This window comes from Pseudomonas agronomica (assembly GCF_025917275.1).
GTDB lineage: Bacteria > Pseudomonadota > Gammaproteobacteria > Pseudomonadales > Pseudomonadaceae > Aquipseudomonas > Aquipseudomonas agronomica.
Genome location: NZ_JAOSHO010000078.1, coordinates 1 through 16,056 on the forward strand (window position 1 = coordinate 1; position 16,056 = coordinate 16,056).

The 16,056-nt window shown below is 62.5% G+C and carries 11 protein-coding genes and 2 pseudogenes; 10 read left to right on the plus strand and 3 right to left on the minus strand.

Translation table 11 applies throughout. From position 1 onward, the window contains the following. Positions 1-218 (plus strand): annotated as a pseudogene (locus OC610_RS08820) (hypothetical protein); the annotation flags it as partial. Then, positions 215-1,759, plus strand: coding sequence for a PAAR domain-containing protein (locus OC610_RS08825; protein WP_264427463.1), 1,545 nt, complete (start codon positions 215-217; stop codon positions 1,757-1,759). The pseudogene OC610_RS08820 and the gene OC610_RS08825, both read left to right, overlap by 4 nt. Positions 1,760-2,085: 326 nt before the next feature. Here the strand turns inward: OC610_RS08825 and OC610_RS08830 are convergent, their stop codons facing one another. Together OC610_RS08830 and OC610_RS08835 are read right to left on the minus strand one after the other, a co-directional pair. Next, the gene (locus OC610_RS08830) at positions 2,086-2,397 is read right to left on the minus strand and encodes a DUF6916 family protein (RefSeq protein WP_264427464.1); all 312 of its coding nucleotides are present in this window, start codon (positions 2,395-2,397) and stop codon (positions 2,086-2,088) included. A 46-nt stretch (positions 2,398-2,443) separates the two neighbouring features. Then, positions 2,444-3,031, minus strand: coding sequence for a phage tail protein (locus OC610_RS08835; protein ID WP_264427465.1), 588 nt, complete (start codon positions 3,029-3,031; stop codon positions 2,444-2,446). Positions 3,032-3,332: 301 nt separating this feature from the next. Here OC610_RS08835 and OC610_RS08840 point away from each other — a divergent pair, with 301 nt between their 5' ends. Genes OC610_RS08840 through OC610_RS08865 form a run of 6 tightly spaced genes read left to right on the plus strand, consistent with a single transcriptional unit; the run spans position 3,333 to position 14,163 of the window. Further along, positions 3,333-4,178: a sulfotransferase family protein gene (locus OC610_RS08840; RefSeq protein ID WP_264427466.1), complete on the plus strand. Its 846-nt coding sequence runs from the start codon at positions 3,333-3,335 to the stop codon at positions 4,176-4,178. Between the two features lie 51 nt (positions 4,179-4,229). After that, positions 4,230-10,547, plus strand: a complete 6,318-nt coding sequence (locus tag OC610_RS08845) for an Ig-like domain-containing protein (protein ID WP_264427467.1) — start codon at positions 4,230-4,232, stop codon at positions 10,545-10,547. Between the two features lie 42 nt (positions 10,548-10,589). Beyond that, positions 10,590-12,101, plus strand: coding sequence for a TolC family protein (locus OC610_RS08850; RefSeq protein ID WP_181290289.1), 1,512 nt, complete (start codon positions 10,590-10,592; stop codon positions 12,099-12,101). A 12-nt stretch (positions 12,102-12,113) separates the two neighbouring features. Next, a complete protein-coding gene (locus tag OC610_RS08855; protein ID WP_264427468.1) occupies positions 12,114-12,899 on the plus strand; it encodes an aspartyl/asparaginyl beta-hydroxylase domain-containing protein in 786 nt (261 codons plus the stop codon). Beyond that, positions 12,887-13,864, plus strand: a complete 978-nt coding sequence (locus tag OC610_RS08860) for a sulfotransferase (protein WP_264427469.1) — start codon at positions 12,887-12,889, stop codon at positions 13,862-13,864. Before OC610_RS08855 ends, OC610_RS08860 begins: the two co-directional genes overlap by 13 nt. A gap of 53 nt (positions 13,865-13,917) precedes the next feature. Continuing rightward, positions 13,918-14,163, plus strand: coding sequence for a DUF2789 domain-containing protein (locus OC610_RS08865; RefSeq protein WP_181290286.1), 246 nt, complete (start codon positions 13,918-13,920; stop codon positions 14,161-14,163). A gap of 125 nt (positions 14,164-14,288) precedes the next feature. Here the strand turns inward: OC610_RS08865 and OC610_RS08870 are convergent, their stop codons facing one another. Next, positions 14,289-14,534 (minus strand): DUF2789 domain-containing protein, encoded by a 246-nt coding sequence (locus tag OC610_RS08870; protein WP_264427471.1) that lies wholly within the window; start codon positions 14,532-14,534, stop codon positions 14,289-14,291. Between OC610_RS08870 and OC610_RS08875 the strand changes: the two are divergent. Beyond that, positions 14,504-14,953: pseudogene (locus OC610_RS08875) on the plus strand (alpha/beta hydrolase); the annotation flags it as partial. The gene OC610_RS08870 and the pseudogene OC610_RS08875 overlap by 31 nt on opposite strands. A 47-nt stretch (positions 14,954-15,000) precedes the next feature. Continuing rightward, positions 15,001-15,936, plus strand: coding sequence for a sigma 54-interacting transcriptional regulator (locus OC610_RS08880; protein WP_264427470.1), 936 nt, complete (start codon positions 15,001-15,003; stop codon positions 15,934-15,936). The last annotated feature ends 120 nt before the right edge of the window (positions 15,937-16,056 follow it).

A 16,056-nucleotide genomic window follows, 5' to 3' on the forward strand; every position in this document is an offset into this window, starting at 1 on the left:
CAGCGCAAATCGTAACCACCGCAGGGGAAGCCAACAGTCACATTGCCCTGGTTGGCAGTCGCCTCGGCAATGGCGATGAAATCATCAACACGCCCCAAGAGGGCTTCTTGCTCTTCACCCGTGAAGGTGTGCCGATGGCGGAGGATTTCTTACCCGCCCTCACGCTCGCGGAGGTTCAGCCCCCGTCCTCGGATGTGACGATGGAGGGCGTGCGATGAAGGAGGGTTATTTCATAGGCCTGGGCGACAAGACCACCTGTGGCGGGAAGGTGCTGGACGGCAATAGCGGGGTCAATATGTTTGGCCTGCTGCATGCCCGTGAGGGTGATCGCGTTTCCTGTGGCCGGGACGGGAAAACCTATCAGATCAGGGGCGGTATCGCGCACATGGTCAGCCATGGCAAGCATCTGGCTGGCACGTTGGACAGTCACAGTACCTGTCCTTGCAACGCGCAGTTGATTCCCTCGGTGCACTGGGCTACCTACCGAAAATTGGACGTCGCACCGCAAGCCAGTCGCGCCGCTCAACCGGCTTCTCAACCCACCGTGGACGCGCCGATTGCACCGCGGCATTCGAGCTTCGCCCCCTCAAGCCAGCTGCCGTTCGGAGCATCCACCCATCTGGAACCTCAGGACCCAGGTTTCTATGTCGTCCCTAAAAGCGTGAGCCGTGAAGCCTTGGAAGCCGCGCTATTCCCCGCGCCCGACCCGCAGGTGCTGCGCAAATTCCGAGCGTTGAACCCTCACCGCGATGTTGTCAAAGCCGGCTCGATGATCGTGTTGAGCGACCCGAACAACCTGCAATGCACTCGCGAAGAAGCGCAGGTGATGGCGGCGGCGGAAACAGTCAATGCCGCACTCGAAGACCTGACGGCCGAACAAGCCGACTTCATGCACCGCCACGCGGCCGAGATCGCCAGCTTCACCGGCCAGACCTCGACTTGGCTGGGCGTGAGCGCCGTGGTGATGGAAAAACACCTGGCGAGCCTGCGCGACACCCTGCAAGCCATGGAGCGCTTGCACCAGGACAGTTATCGTCAGCACGGACATCTCAAATCGGCGCAATTCTTTGCCGAACGCAAACTCCTGCTCGCCCAGTTGGATGCGCACTTGCTGAACTCCAGCCGCCTGCGCGGCCATACGACACTGGGCGACCATCCCAAACTGAAAACCGCCTTGGGCATTTCGAGTCGCAGTCTGGTTCATCACTGGAACAAAGCTGGCGCGCCGGGGCAGATACCGGGGTACGCCACGCATGTGGAAAGCACTAGTCGTGCTGCGAAATATATGCAGATGGGTGGGTATGTTGGTATTGGGATTGGTGGGGTGTCTTCTGTGCTGGCGGTTCAGGCTGTGTGCAACGGGGGTTCAGAGGAGGCTTGTGAGCGGGTCAGGTTTACTGAGGGAGGGAAATTTGTCGGGTCAGCAGTTGGTGGCTGGATTGGAGGGGTCGGTGCTTCTGCTGCGAGTGGTTCTGTTTGCTTACTGCTAGGAGTCACGACCGGCATTGGAGGTGTTCTCTGCGTCGGCGCGGTGGTGGCGGCTGGTGCGTGGGGAGGTACGACGCTGGGTGCTATGGGGGCGAGGGGATTGGGGAAATACTGTACGAGGAAATTTTGCAATGATACCGGAGGAGTTCTGGAAGTCTTGGCTGGCTTTTTGTTTTATGGCCGGCCCCACCCTGCTGGGCTTTTCGAGCTTTTTATTCTGCCTCTATCTGAGCCGCCGACATTTGAACGCCATGATGCAGGCCCTGAATAACAGCCGCTACATCCATCTTTGGGGCCCCGCATGGCGGAGGCGAGGCTGGGTCGGGGGGATCATACTGATCGTGAAAATCGCCGGAATGGTAGTGTTTCCAAGGGCAAATATACTGAGCGGTAATGTAGATCCAACAGATATTGAAAATTTCCCACCGCGTCTGAAACGCCTTTTGACTGTTTTTTTGGCGATCGTGTACGCTTCCTTAGTCTGGGCGGTAGTTGTGTATTTGCTGATGAAATTTAAGTAGCTTGGGCGAGCAGCATGATGGTCTGGACGGGGGCCATCGCGAGCAAAGACGCTCCCACAAACTAAGCAAAATCCCATCAATTAAACGCAATATAAAAATACCCCACCGCCGGATCCCGTCCCATCGGCGGTACCCGTGATACGAACACCCCTTCGAGCCTGCCCAATTCCGGCACTTCCAATGCGCAGAGCCCATCGACGAAGTCGGTGCTTTCCAGGCTGTTGAATTCGACGCTGAACGGCATGCGCTCGCTGCTGGGCATTTTCGCCCGGGGTGCTTCTTCCAGGGTTTCGATCCGCACGGGCAGGCAGCTGCCGTCGGGCAAGGTCAGGTGGCTGGTCTGGCCGAGCAGCGGTTGGAAATGGCGGCTGTGAACCTGTTGCAGCATATCGTTGCTCCCAAGAGCCGGAAGGCCGGGGCCTTCCGGCGGGTGGTCAGTTGCGGGATGGGAAATAGCCTTGCAGCGCGATGCTGAAGTTGATCGCCAGGAATGGGTTCATGATCGCCATCGGCGTGCTGCCGCCGGTGGGGGAAACCGTGCCGCTGACCACCGTGGTCACGCCTTGCAATGGCACCGGTGAAGCACCTATCTGATCGGAATAGATCGCCGCCGAGCCGGGCCCGGTGCCCGAGGTGCCGATGAACGAGTTGGTGGCCGTCGGCGTGTTCACCGGGTTGCTGGCCGGATTCGCCAGTTGCAGCGTGGTGGCGGCGGTAATGCCGGTCAACGCATGGGTGTGGTTGGGCAGGTTGTTCAGCGTTGCGCTGACATTCTCCGTGCCGGAAATCTCGCCAATCACCCGTGGAGTCAGGCCCAGCCCGTCGCCCTGGCCGACGGGCATGCGTCCCTGCAGGTTGGGCAGCATGAAGGTGGTCTGGCCGTTGCCGCCGTACGTCACGCCGATCAGCGCAAAAAGGGTCTGGTACTGAGCAAGGGCGAGCGTCTGCCCGTTGCACAGGGCCCAGTCCCTGGGTGCAAAGTTAAAGGCGAATGATTGGATAGTGCCAATGAATACTTCCATAGATTCCTCGTCCTTCAGGTTATGGGTCTTGCAATGCCTGGCACGTGAAGGACAAGAGTGCGATCAGCCCGACTCCTTCATTCCCTGGCCTGGTCACGCACGGCTGAGCGTAGACGGGGATGCCTGATTTTGCCGGGTGGATGGAATGAAAATGTGGGCTCGGCTGGCTTAATCGATTCACGTGAAGGGGTCTCCATACCGTCCATCTTTTTTACAGGGTTTGATGCGTTTGATATCAAAACACCACTAGGCGAAGTTTTTTTACTCGGCTACGCTTCGGCTACAAAGGACTACAAACAAGGTGAATGGATTGCCGCAGTTTCACTTTATTTCCGGTTTACCGCGCTCAGGCTCGACCCTGCTTTCTGCCATTCTGTTGCAGAACCCGCGCTTTCACGCCGGCATGACCAGTCCCGTCGGTACGCTGTTCAGCAGCGTCTTGCAGCAATGCAGTGCCGGCAGCGAGTTCGGTTCGGTGATCGACACCGAACTGCGTCGCCGCCTGCTGCGCGGCCTCTTCGATTCCTACTACGCCGACAAATCCGATAAGCCGGTCATCTTCGACACCAACCGCCAATGGTGCGCGCGCCTGCCTGCCCTGCAGGACCTGTTTCCCCAAGCCAAGACCATCGCCTGCGTGCGCAATGTCGCCTGGATCCTCGACAGCCTGGAGCGGCTCTACCGCGCCAATCCCTTCGAAAACACCAAGCTGTTCAACGACGATGACGAGCGCAATACCGTCTACAGCCGTTGTGAAACCCTGGCCCAGCGCAACCGCCTGGTGGGTTTCGCCTGGACTGCGCTGAAAGAAGCGTATTACGGCGAAAACGCCGAATCGCTGTTGATCGTTGATTACGACTTGTTGAGCCAGGCGCCTGAACGCGTCATGCGGTTGGTCTACGAATTCATCGGCGAGCCGTGGTTCGAGCACGACTTCAATCACTTGACCTACGACGCCCCGGCCTTCGATCAGGCCTTGGGTGTTGCCGGCCTGCACAAGGTCAAGCCCAAGGTTGCACCGCAAGCCCGACGGACGCTGCTGCCGCCGGATCTGTTCGATAAATATGCCGAATTGTCGTTCTGGCGCGATGGCACGGCCAGTGCCGCCAATGTCATTCGCATGAAAGCCGACGCCGCGATCAGTTGATCGCGGTTTTTATCATTTGCGTTTAAGAAAGTTCGAGTCCGGGTGATCGTCATGTGGTGGAGCAAAGGCAAATCGCGGGTAACCGAGGGCGCACAGGCCCTGGCATCGCCAATGATCATGTCGCTGGAGCCGCGAATGCTCTTCGACGGCGCGGTGGCCGCGACCGTGGCCGATGCCGCGCAGCCGGATGCGCACCCGACCGCCGACGCCGCGAAGACGCCAACGGCGGACCAGCCATCCGACAGCCATGCGCCCCAGGGCCAGGTCGATGCCACCGAAGCGGCCGTTCCGGGCAAGTCCGTGGTGTTCGTCGATTCCCGCGTGAAGGACTCCGCCCAGTTGTTGCAAGGCGTGGCGCCGGGTACCGAGGTGGTGCAGCTGGACGGCACCAAGGACGGCTTGCAGCAGATCGCCGATTACCTGGACACCCACCAGGGCGTCAGTTCGGTACAGATCATTGCCCACGGTAACGCCGGTGATCTGTGGCTGGGCAACAGCTACCTGTCGGCCGACAACGTCCAGGCGCGCAGCGAAGTGCTGGCGCAGATCGGCAAGGACATGAACGCTGGCGGCGATATCCTGATCTATGGCTGCTACACCGCCGAAGGCGACCGCGGCATGAGCCTGGTCAACTCGCTGGCGCAGCTGACCGGCCGGGACGTGGCCGCTTCCGACGACCGCACCGGCCTGGGCGGCGATTGGAACCTGGAAATCGCCACCGGCAGCATCGAAAGCACCAATGCGCTGTCGAGCAAGGCCATGAGCGAATACCAATGGGGCCTGGCCACCTGGACCGCCACCAACAACCTCAACACTGGCGTCGGTTCCTTGCGCGCTGCCCTGGCGTCTGCGCAGAACGGCGACATCGTCACGTTCAACACCAGCATGACCGTCGGGCTGACGTCGGTGCTGGTGGTCAACAAGAACGTCACCATCGATGGCGACCTCAACAACGACAACGTGGCCGACGTGACCCTGGATGGGCAATACCGCACCCAGATCATCAACGTGACATCCGGCACCACGGCCACCCTCGATGGCCTGGTGATTACCCGGGGCATGGCGGCCGGCAACGGCGGCAATGGCGGCGATGACGCGCTGGTGTCCCAGGGCGGAGGTATCTACAACGCCGGCACCTTGACCCTGCGCAACGTCACGGTGACCGCGAATGCCGCTTCGGGTGGCGGTGGCGGCGGCGGTGTGACGCCGATGTACGCCGGCGGCGGCGGTGGTGGCGGTGGTGCGGTCGGTAGCGGTATCGGCGGCAAGGGCGGCGACACGCTCAACGCCACGGGTTCCAGCGGCACGGCCGGGCAGGGTGGCGCGGGTGGCGGCTTCTTCAACATTGGCGGGCGTGGCGGTTCCACCACGGGTGGCGCGGGCGGTGCAGCCTATCCGGGCTACAGCACCGGTTCGGCCGGCGGCACGGCCAGCAGCGGTGGCTTGTCCATCGGCGGTGGCGGCGGTGGTGACGGGTATGACAACTTCGGCGGCGACGGCGGCGGTGCGGTCGGTGGTATCTACAACGACACCGGCGCGACCCTGCGGATCATTGGCAATTCGGTCATTTCCAACAACGTCGGCGCGGGTGGTGGCGGTGGCGGCGGTGGCGCCGGCGGTAGCTATCTCCAGGCGGGCGGTGCGGGCGGCGTCGGTGTCGGCGCCATCTGGAACAAAGGTTCGATCCTGATCACCGCCGCGAACTTCGCCGCCCTGGCTGGCAACGTCGGCGGCAGTGGCGTAGGCGGGACAAGTGCCGGTACCGCAGGAGTTTCTCCGGCCTCAGTGGCCAACGTCTACGGCGATGGCGGCACCATAAACACCAACTATGTGCCGGACGAGACGCCGCCCACCGCGACCGTCGTGGTGGCCAACACCAACCTGAACTCCGGTGGTACGTCGACGGTGACCATCACCTTCTCCGAAGCCGTGACCGGCCTCACCGCGGCGGACCTGACGGTACAGAACGGCACCGTTGGCACCTTGACCACCAGCAACGGCGGCATCACCTGGACCGGCACGTTGACCGCAGCCAGCAACATCGCCGACACCACCAATATCATCACCCTGAACAACACTGGCGTGGCCGACCTGGCCGGTAACGCCGGGGTGGGCACCACCGATTCGAACAACTACATCGTCAACGACACCGTGGCGCCCACGGCGTCCATCGTGGTGAGCGACACGGCCCTGAGGATTGGCGAGACCTCGACGGTCACGATCACCTTCTCCGAGGCCGTCTCCGGCTTCACCACGGCCGACATGACGGTGGCCAACGGGACGCTCAGCGGCCTGAGCACCAGCGATGGTGGTATCACCTGGACCGCCACCCTGACACCGGATGCGACTGTCACCGACACCTCCAATCTCATTGTGCTGAATAACACCGGCGTGGCGGACCTCAATGGCAACGCCGGCGTAGGGACCACCAACTCCAACAACTACGCCATCGACACGCAACGTCCGACCGCCACCATCGTGGTCGCCGACACCGCGTTGAGCGCCGGCGAAACCTCGGTGGTGACCATTACCTTCAGCGAGGCCGTGAGTGGTTTCACCGCGGCGGACCTGACCGTTGCCAATGGCAGCGTGAGCGGGCTGAGCACCAGCGACGGCGGCATCACCTGGACCGCAACGCTGACCCCGAGCGCCAGCACCAGCGACACCAGCAACCTCATCACCCTGGACAACACCGGCATTGCCGACCTGGCCGGCAACGCCGGCAGCGGCACCACAGACTCGAACAACTACGCCATCGACACCCAGCGTCCGACCGCGAGCATCGTGGTCGCCGATACGGCGCTGAGCGTCGGCGAAACGTCCCTGGTGACGATTACCTTCAGCGAGGCTGTCACGGGCTTCACCCTGGCCGACCTGACCGTCGCCAACGGCAGCTTGAGCGGACTGAGCACCAGCGACGGCGGCATCACCTGGACCGCAACGCTGACCCCGAGCGCCAGCATCAGCGACGCCACCAACCTGATTGTCCTCGCCAATACCGGCGTGGCGGACGCAGCGGGCAATGCCGGCAGCGGTACCACCAGCTCCAACAATTACGCCGTCGATACCCAGCGTCCCACCGCCAGCATCGTCGTCAGCGATACCTCGTTGAGCGTCGGCGAAACCGCCCTGGTGACTATCACCTTCAACGAAGCGGTAACAGGCTTTACCGCCGCCGACCTGACGGTCGACAACGGTACGGTCACCGGCCTCAGCAGCGGCGACGGCGGCATCACCTGGACCGGAACGCTGACGCCAAGCGCCAGCATCAGCGACACCAGCAACCTCATCACCCTGGATAACACCGGCGTGACGGACGCGGCGGGCAATACGGGCAGCGGCACCACCGATTCCAACAACTACGCCATCGACACCGCGCGTCCGACGGCAACGATCGTGGTCGCTGACACGGCGGTCGGCGTCGGCGAAACCTCAGTGGTGACGATTACCTTCAACGAGGCGGTGACGGGTTTCACCCTGGCGGACCTGACCGTCGCCAATGGCAGCCTGAGCGGCCTGAGCACCAGCGATAACATCACCTACACGGCGACCTTCACGCCGTCGGCAGGCGTCACCGACGCCACTAACCTGATCACCCTCAACAATACGGGCGTGGTGGACGTCGCGGGCAACACGGGCAGTGGCACCACCGACTCCAACAATTACGCCGTCGACACCCAGCGCCCGACGGCCACCATCGTGATCGCCGACACCGCGTTGAGCGTGGGCGAAACCTCCCTGGTGACCATCACCTTTTCCGAAGCGGTCACAGGTTTCGACAATTCGGACCTGAGCGTGGCCAACGGCACGTTGAGCGCAGTGAGCAGCAGCGATGGCGGCATCACCTGGACCGCTACTTTCACGCCGGCCCTCGGCGTCAGCGATACGTCCAACGTCATTACCCTGAATAACACCGGCGTCACTGATGGGGCGGGCAATACCGGCACCGGTACCACCAATTCCAACAACTACCAGGTTGATACCAATGTACCGACGGCGACCATCGTGGTCGCCGACAGCACCTTGGGCATTGGCGAAACGACGATCGTGACCGTGACGTTCAACTCGGCGGTCAGTGGCTTCGACAATTCGGACCTGACCGTCAGCAACGGTACCCTGGGCACGATGAGCAGTACCGACGGCGGCGTCACCTGGACCGCCACCTTCACGCCGAGCACCAGCATTTCCGATACCAGCAACGTGATCACCCTGGACAACACTGGCGTGATCAACGTGGCGGGCAACGCCGGTGTCGGCACCACCGACTCCAACAACTACGTGGTGGATACGGTGCGTCCGACCGCGACCATCGTCGTGGCCGACACCGCCATCGCAGCCGGCGAAACCTCGTTGGTGACCATCACGTTCAGCGAGGCCGTGACGGCGTTCACCTCCGCTGACCTGACCGTTGCCAACGGTACGATCTCCGGGCTGAGCAGCAGCGACGGCGGGATCACCTGGACCGCGACCTTCACGCCCACCAACGGGGTCAATGACAGCAGCAACGTGATTTCGCTCAACAGCGGCGGCATCATCGATCTGGCGGGCAACGGCAACGTCGGCACGACAGATTCCAACAATTACGCCCTCGATACCCAGCGTCCGACTGCCACCATCGTGCTCAGTGATTCGTCACTGAGACCGGGCGAAACCGCCCAGGTGACCATTACCTTCAGTGAGGCGGTGAGCGGTTTCAGCAACGATGACCTGAGTGTTGCCAACGGCACCTTGAGCGCCGTGAGCAGCAGTGATGGCGGCCTGACCTGGACCGCCACGTTTACCCCGACCCTGGGCGTGAGCGACACCACCAACCTGATCATTCTCGACAACACCTCGGTGAGCGATGCGGCGGGCAACACCGGAACCGGCACTACCGATTCGGCCAATTACGCGGTCGAGACTCGCGTACCGACCGCCACTGTCGTCGTCGCCGATACCGCGCTGAGCGTGGGCGAAACGTCGCTGGTGACGATCACCTTCTCCGAAGCGGTCAGCGGCTTTGACAACAGCGACCTGACCGTCAGCAACGGGACGCTGAGCAATGTGTCGTCCACCGATGGCGGCGTCACCTGGACGGCAACGTTCACGCCGGCGAGCAACATCACAGACACCAGCAACCTGATCAGCCTGGACACCGGTGGCGTCACCAACGTTTCGGGCAACAGCGGTGTTGGCGTGGTCAGCTCCAACAACTACGCAATCGACACCGTGCGCCCGGGCGCGACCATCGTGGTGGCCGATACCTCGCTGGGCATCGGCCAGACCACCACCGTGACCATCAGCTTCACCGAGGCGGTGTCCGGTTTCGACCTGTCGGACCTCAGCGTCGCCAATGGCGTGCTGTCCAACCTCGCCAGCAGCGATGGCGGCCTGACCTGGACGGCGACCCTGACGCCAACGGTGGGTGTCAACGACGCCACCAACCTGATCCTGCTGGATGCCAGCAATGTGCAGGACAGCGCCGGCAACGCCGGCGTGGGCATCGCCATCTCCGCCAACTATGCCCTCGATGCGACCCGGCCGACCGCGACCATCGTGGTCGCCAACCCGACCCTGGGCGTGGGCCAGACGACCCAGGTGACTTTCACCTTCAGCGAAGCGGTGACGGACTTCGACCTGTCGGACCTGAGCGTCACCAACGGCGAACTGAGCAACCTGACCAGCAGCGACGGCGGCAAGACCTGGACGGCGACCTTCACGCCCACCGTGAACCTCACCGACCCGAGCAATTTCATTGCCTTGGACACCAGCAACGTCAGCGACCTGTCGGGCAATGCCGGATCAAGCGTGGCGGTGTCCAACAACTACGCGATCGACACCGTGGTGCCCAACGATGTGAAGCCACCACCGGACTTCCTGACATCGGACCCAGTGACGGTCATCCCACCGTCCGAGGTGCCGTTGCAGCCGATCGTCTTCACTCCGCCAACCGGCAACCTGGGCTCGCCGCTGGGCTTCCCGCCGCTGTTCGAGCAGCGCGATGTTGGCGGTCTCGATCCTATTGGAAGCATCTTCATCAACCGTGGCGAGCTGGCGCCCAGCTATATCGCCCAAGTGTTCAGCAGCGACGCCGCCGGGGACGGTTCAGGCCAGGGGTTCCTGGGCTTTGGTGGCGGCGATGGCGGGGTGTTCGGCAGCAGCACGATCTCAAGCCTGTTCAACCAGGACGCCAGTTCCGAGGGCGAATCGCTGGATGCCTTCGACAACCAGGCGATCAAGGGAGGCGATGCGTCCCAAGGCATGCGCGGGGTATTCGGCGCACCGACCCTGGGCCAGCAGTTGCAGCAACTCAAAGACACAGAGCAACGTCAGGTGGACAGCCTGGCGATGGCTTTGCAACAGGCCGGCACCCGCCAAGTGCAGGCGTGAGAATTCCATAAGAAAAATACGGCAGCCAGGGGCAATCCAGGGATGAATAGAAGTCAGAAGTTATTCGGTATGAGTCTGCTGGCGTTGGTGGTCAGCGGTTGTGCGGTCACCAGCGAGCCGATCGATCGCAGCGTCAGCGAGCAGCGTGCCCGCACCGACCTGCAGAATATGTACAAGGACCAGGAGCCCCTCAGTGGACCACTGACCTTGCACCAGGCCATGGCCCGCGCGGTGAAGTACAACCTTGAGGGCCGCTTGAAAATCATGGAAGAGGCGTTGGCCAAGCGCCAATTGGACCTGGCCAGTTTCGACATGTTGCCGCGCATGGCCCTGGACGCGGGCTACGTGGGCCGCAACAACGTCAACGCTTCCAGTAGCCAGAGCGTGGAAACCGGTACCCAGTCCCTGGAACCGTCCACGTCTCAAGACCGTGACCGTGAGGTGGCGGACCTGACCATGGTCTGGAACGTTCTCGATTTCGGCGTCAGTTACATCAGCGCCAAGCAGGCCGGTGACCAGCGGCTGATCGTGCAGGAGCGCCGGCGCAAGGTGATCAACACGATCGTCCAGGACGTGCGTTCGGCCTACTGGCGAGCCATGGCCGCCGAGCGTCTGCTCAAGCAGATCGACAGCCTGATGGCGCGGGTCGAGACGGCACGTGGCAACAGCCAGAGCATGAGCGAGCAGCGCATCGGTGACCCAGTACAAGCCCTGGGTTACCAGCGTTCGCTGATCCAGGCCACCCGTCAGTTGGAAGAACAGCGCCGGGCCTTGTCCTTGGCCAAGACCGAACTGGCGACCCTGATCAACCTGCCGCTGGGCACCGAGCTGACCCTGGCGACCCAGGATGAATACGCCATCCCGGAACTCAAGGTCGACTTGGCTCGCCTCGAACAGGAAGCCCTGGCCAGCCGGCCGGAACTGCGCGAGCAGGATTACCAGACCCGCATCACCGCCGCCGAAACCCGCAAGGCCATGTTGCGCCTGCTGCCAGGCCTGGAGTTCTCGGCCGGCGGACATTACGACAGCAACTCGTTCCTGGTCGAACAGGGCTGGGCCGACTATGGCGTGAAAGTCACCTGGAACCTGTTCAACGTCATCTCCGCTCCGGCGGCCATCGATGTGGCCAAGGCCGGCGAAGAAGTCGCGGCGGCGCGGCGCCAGGCCATGTCGATCGCCGTGCTGGCGCAGCTGTACGTCGCCAACGCGAACTACCGGGAAGCGCTGCGCCAGTTCAAGACCAGCCAGCAACTGTCGGACATCGATGGGCAGATCGTCGGCCAATTGCGCAGCCGTCATCAGGCCGCAGGCATCGGGGAATTGGATCTGATCCAAGGCGAATTGAACACCTTGCAGGCCGACCTGCGCCGGGACCTGGCCTATGCCGACCTGCGCAACGCCTATGGACAGATCTTCGCCAGCGCCGGTCTCGACCCGCTGCCAAACGAAGTGCAATCGACCGAGGTACAGTCGATTGCCACTGCGCTGGCTAACCGCGAAGCGGCCTGGGCCCAAGGGGACATCGCGGTGGCAACGCCGCCGGTGGCGCAATAACGGAGTGCCGGGATGGCGCTTGCGGCGTTTTCCCGGTTGCCCGTCACGGTAAACCTGCCGCTGCTGCTGCAGGCGTTGGCCGGCGTCGAAGAGGATCGTTGGAAAGGCCACTTCAATACGGCCTATTACAGCGGTGATTGGAGCGGCGTCGCGCTGATTTCCGCGGCCGACGCCTTGACCGAACTGTCGCCCGGACGCGGCAGGCCGCTGCCGCGTGCGCCCTGGCTGGAGGACGAGCGTTGGCGACAGGCGCTACGCGACTGGCCGCTGGATATCGTCTCGGCCCGTCTGTTGCGGTTGGGGCCTGGCGGACGCATCCACGAACATCGCGACTATGACCTGGGCGGGCCGGATGCCGACTTGCGCCTGCACGTTCCGCTGCTCAGCCCGCCTGACGTGGATTTCTGGCTGGACGGGCAGATCATTCCGATGAAAGCGGGGGAGTGCTGGTTCCTTGACCTGGCGCGTCCGCATCGCGTGGCTAATCGAAGTGACCGGGTGCGGGTTCACTTGGTCCTCGATTGCCGTCCCGGACCGTGGTTGGAACGGCAGATTGCCGATGGGCTGATCTCCACGCCCATCGCCGGGGTCGAGCAAAATGACTTGGCCTGCTTTCAGCGGCGCGTGGAGGCTGATCCACACCTTGCCCGGGCGTTACAGAGCCTGCAGGACCTGGACGCGTTCATTGAATCAGCCCTGGCGCTGGGGGCGGAGCAGGGGTTTCATTTCACCCGGGAAGAACTGTGCGCCGCCATGCGCACCGGTCGCAGGCAGTGGAGCGACCAATGGAAGACCTGAACCTGGAGGGCTGGCTACCGATCCGCCTTTGGCAAGAGGCGGGGCAGTGGCGGGTCGACTGGTGCTGGTTCGGTGACCAGCGGTTGTCGCAACCTTTCTTCAGCGATGCCGTCGAGCAAGCCCTGCGCTTGCCGTTCAACCAAGCGTTCCGCCGCCAGACTGCGCTTGACGCCCTCGGTCAGTGGCAACGACAAAGCCCGGGACTTGAGCCCGGCGTATTCATTTTTCATGCTTCGCGCTGCGGCTCGACACTGATCAGCCAGATGCTCGCCCAATTGGACGACCACATCGTTGTCTCCGAACCGCCGCCCCTGGACGCGCTGCTGCGAAGTGAGTTGGCGACTGCCGAACGGTGCGTGGCGCTCAAGGGCTTGATGTCAGCCTACGGGCAGCGCCGCCGAGGTGTGGAGCAGCGGTTGGCCGTCAAGCTCGACGCCTGGAACATCGGTGAACTGGCGCTCTTGCGCGAGTGCTTTCCCGATACGCCCTGGCTGTTCCTCTACCGCGATCCGCTGGAAATCGCAGTTTCCCATATGCGCCGCCCCGGCATGCACATGGTGCCGGGGTTGATCGGGGCAAGCGTGCTGGACGACGGAACGCCGTTTGATGGCCAGGAAGATTATGTTGCACGGCGATTGGGACGGCTGTTGCAGGCGGGGCTGGAGCACTGCCGGGCGTTTGCCGGAACGGCGGTCAATTACAACGAATTACCCGAGGCGATGGCAGGCCGGCTAGCCGGTTTTTTCCGATTGGACACCGAACAACGCGGGCAAGCCTTCTCGGCGGTGGGGCAGCATGCCAAGCAGCCGGCGCAGTTATTTGCTGGCGATAGCGAGGACAAGCGCCGGGAGGCGTCACCCCTGTTGCGCGATCAGGTAGAACGTTGGGCGCAGGTGCCTTACCAATCGCTGGAGTCGCTGAGAATGGTCGAAGCCAAGACAAAGGGCTCGGTGTCCACGCCATAGGACTAGACTTCGAGAGAAGCGCCCCCGCCATCTGTTCATGCTCAGGAGCTCCCATGGAAACCCCGGTCCACACCCTTCCCGCCTTGTTCAAACAGCTCGGCCTGCCCGACGATGCCGTCAGCATCGACCAGTTCATCGCCAGCCATTCGCCACTCAAACCGGATCTGCATCTGGCCGATGCCTTTTTCTGGAGCGAGGGCCAGCGGCAATTGCTGCGCGACGAAATTCTTGAAGATGCCGACTGGGCGGTGGTGGTGGATCAGCTCGACGTGCTGCTGCGCAAAGGCCGTAGCGATTGAGGCTTATGCTGCAATACCTGTGGGAGCGAGCTTGCTCGCGATATCGATGGGTCTGTTGCATCAGGATTGACTGACAGTCTGCTATCGCGAGCAAGCTCGCTCCCACAGGTATTGCAGCATAAGCCTCAATCGCTACGGCCTTTGCGCAGCAGCACGTCGAGCTGATCCACCACCACCGCCCAGTCGGCATCTTCAAGAATTTCGTCGCGCAGCAATTGCCGCTGGCCCTCGCTCCAGAAAAAGGCATCGGCCAGATGCAGATCCGGTTTGAGTGGCGAATGGCTGGCGATGAACTGGTCGATGCTGACGGCATCGTCGGGCAGGCCGAGCTGTTTGAACAAGGCGGGAAGATTGGGTCGCCGCGTTGGCAGAAGCTGTCGCCGCAGATAGCACACCGGTGATCCTCATCGCCCACAGCCTGGGCTGCATCACGGTGGCCCATTGGGCCGCTACCGCGCCGGTGCAATTGCTGCGACAGGTGCGCGGTGCATTGTTGGTCGCGCCGGCGGATGTGGAGCGGCCGGCCTGTGCTCCGGCGCTGCGCAATTTCGCGCCGATCCCCACGACAATGCTGCCGTTCCCCAGCCAAGTGGTCAGTTCCGACAACGACGCGGCGGTCAGTGCCCCGCGCGCCTTGGAGCTGGCCCGCAACTGGGGCGCCGAGGCCGGGATCCTGGCCGGGGCGGGGCATATCAATGTGAAGTCCGGCCACCAGCGTTGGGAGCAGGGATTCGCTTATCTCTATCGTCTGCAAAACCGCATGGAGCATCACGCCCTGCGTCGCGCCTGAATTTTTAGCGCCCTCCGTCTCCCGGCGGTTTGGGGCGGGAGCCTGCCATGAGTTTGCATGAAACCTTTGGTCAGCCCTTGCTGACCTTTCCCGATGCGGAAAAAAGCCCCCTGAGCATCCGCGCCAAGGCGCTGGTGTTCGTCGATCCACGCTCGCGGCAATTGCGCCAGGAACTGGAGCAACTGGCGCCACGGTCGGTTTCGGTATTGATTCGAGGTGAAACCGGCACTGGCAAGGAATTGCTGGCCCGGCACATCCATCGCGAAAGCAATCGCGGCGGGTTGTTTGTCTCGGTCAATTGCGGCGCCATCAGCCCGACCTACGCCGATGCCGAATTGTTCGGCTATGCCGCTGGCAGCCATAGCGGCTCGGTCAGCAGCCGGGCGGGGTGGTTTGGTTCGGCCAACGGCGGCACGCTGTACCTGGATGAAATCGGCGACTTGCCGTTGCCGATCCAGATCAAATTACTGGCGGCCCTGGAGAACCACGAGGTCACCCGTGTCGGCGCGCATCAGCCTAGTCCGGTGGATGTCCGACTGGTCGCGGCCACCAGCATCGACTTGGCCCAAGCGGTGGCCGTCGGGAAATTCCACGATCGGCTCTATCACTACCTGAGCGAGGGCCAACTCGAGCTGCCGGCCTTGCGCGAGAGGGTGGGCGACATTTTGTCCCTGGCCGAATATTTTCTGGGTATCTATAGCCAGCGCCTTGGGTTCACCGTGCCGTTGATCAGCGAAGCGGCGCAGCATGCGCTGGAACAGCACAATTGGCAGGGCAATACCCGTGAATTGGAAAACGTCATTCATTTTGCGTTGTTGGTGAGTGCCGGTGATGAGATTTTGCCGGAGCACCTGAACCTGCCTTCCCAGCCATCGACGCTGGAACTGATTGAGCGACAAGTGACGCAGGTCGTCGCCCGGGGCTCGGAAGCCGAGCGCAAAGCGCTCAAGGCGCTGCTCGATCAATTGGGCCAAACACTATAGGCCGCAATCTTATTCCCGTGGGCCTGTAGGAGCTGTCGAGTGCAACGAGGCTGCGATCTTGTCCCAGACAGTTGAGTCGCAAGCGAAAGATCCAACTCAAAAGATCGTCCGAACGCGGCC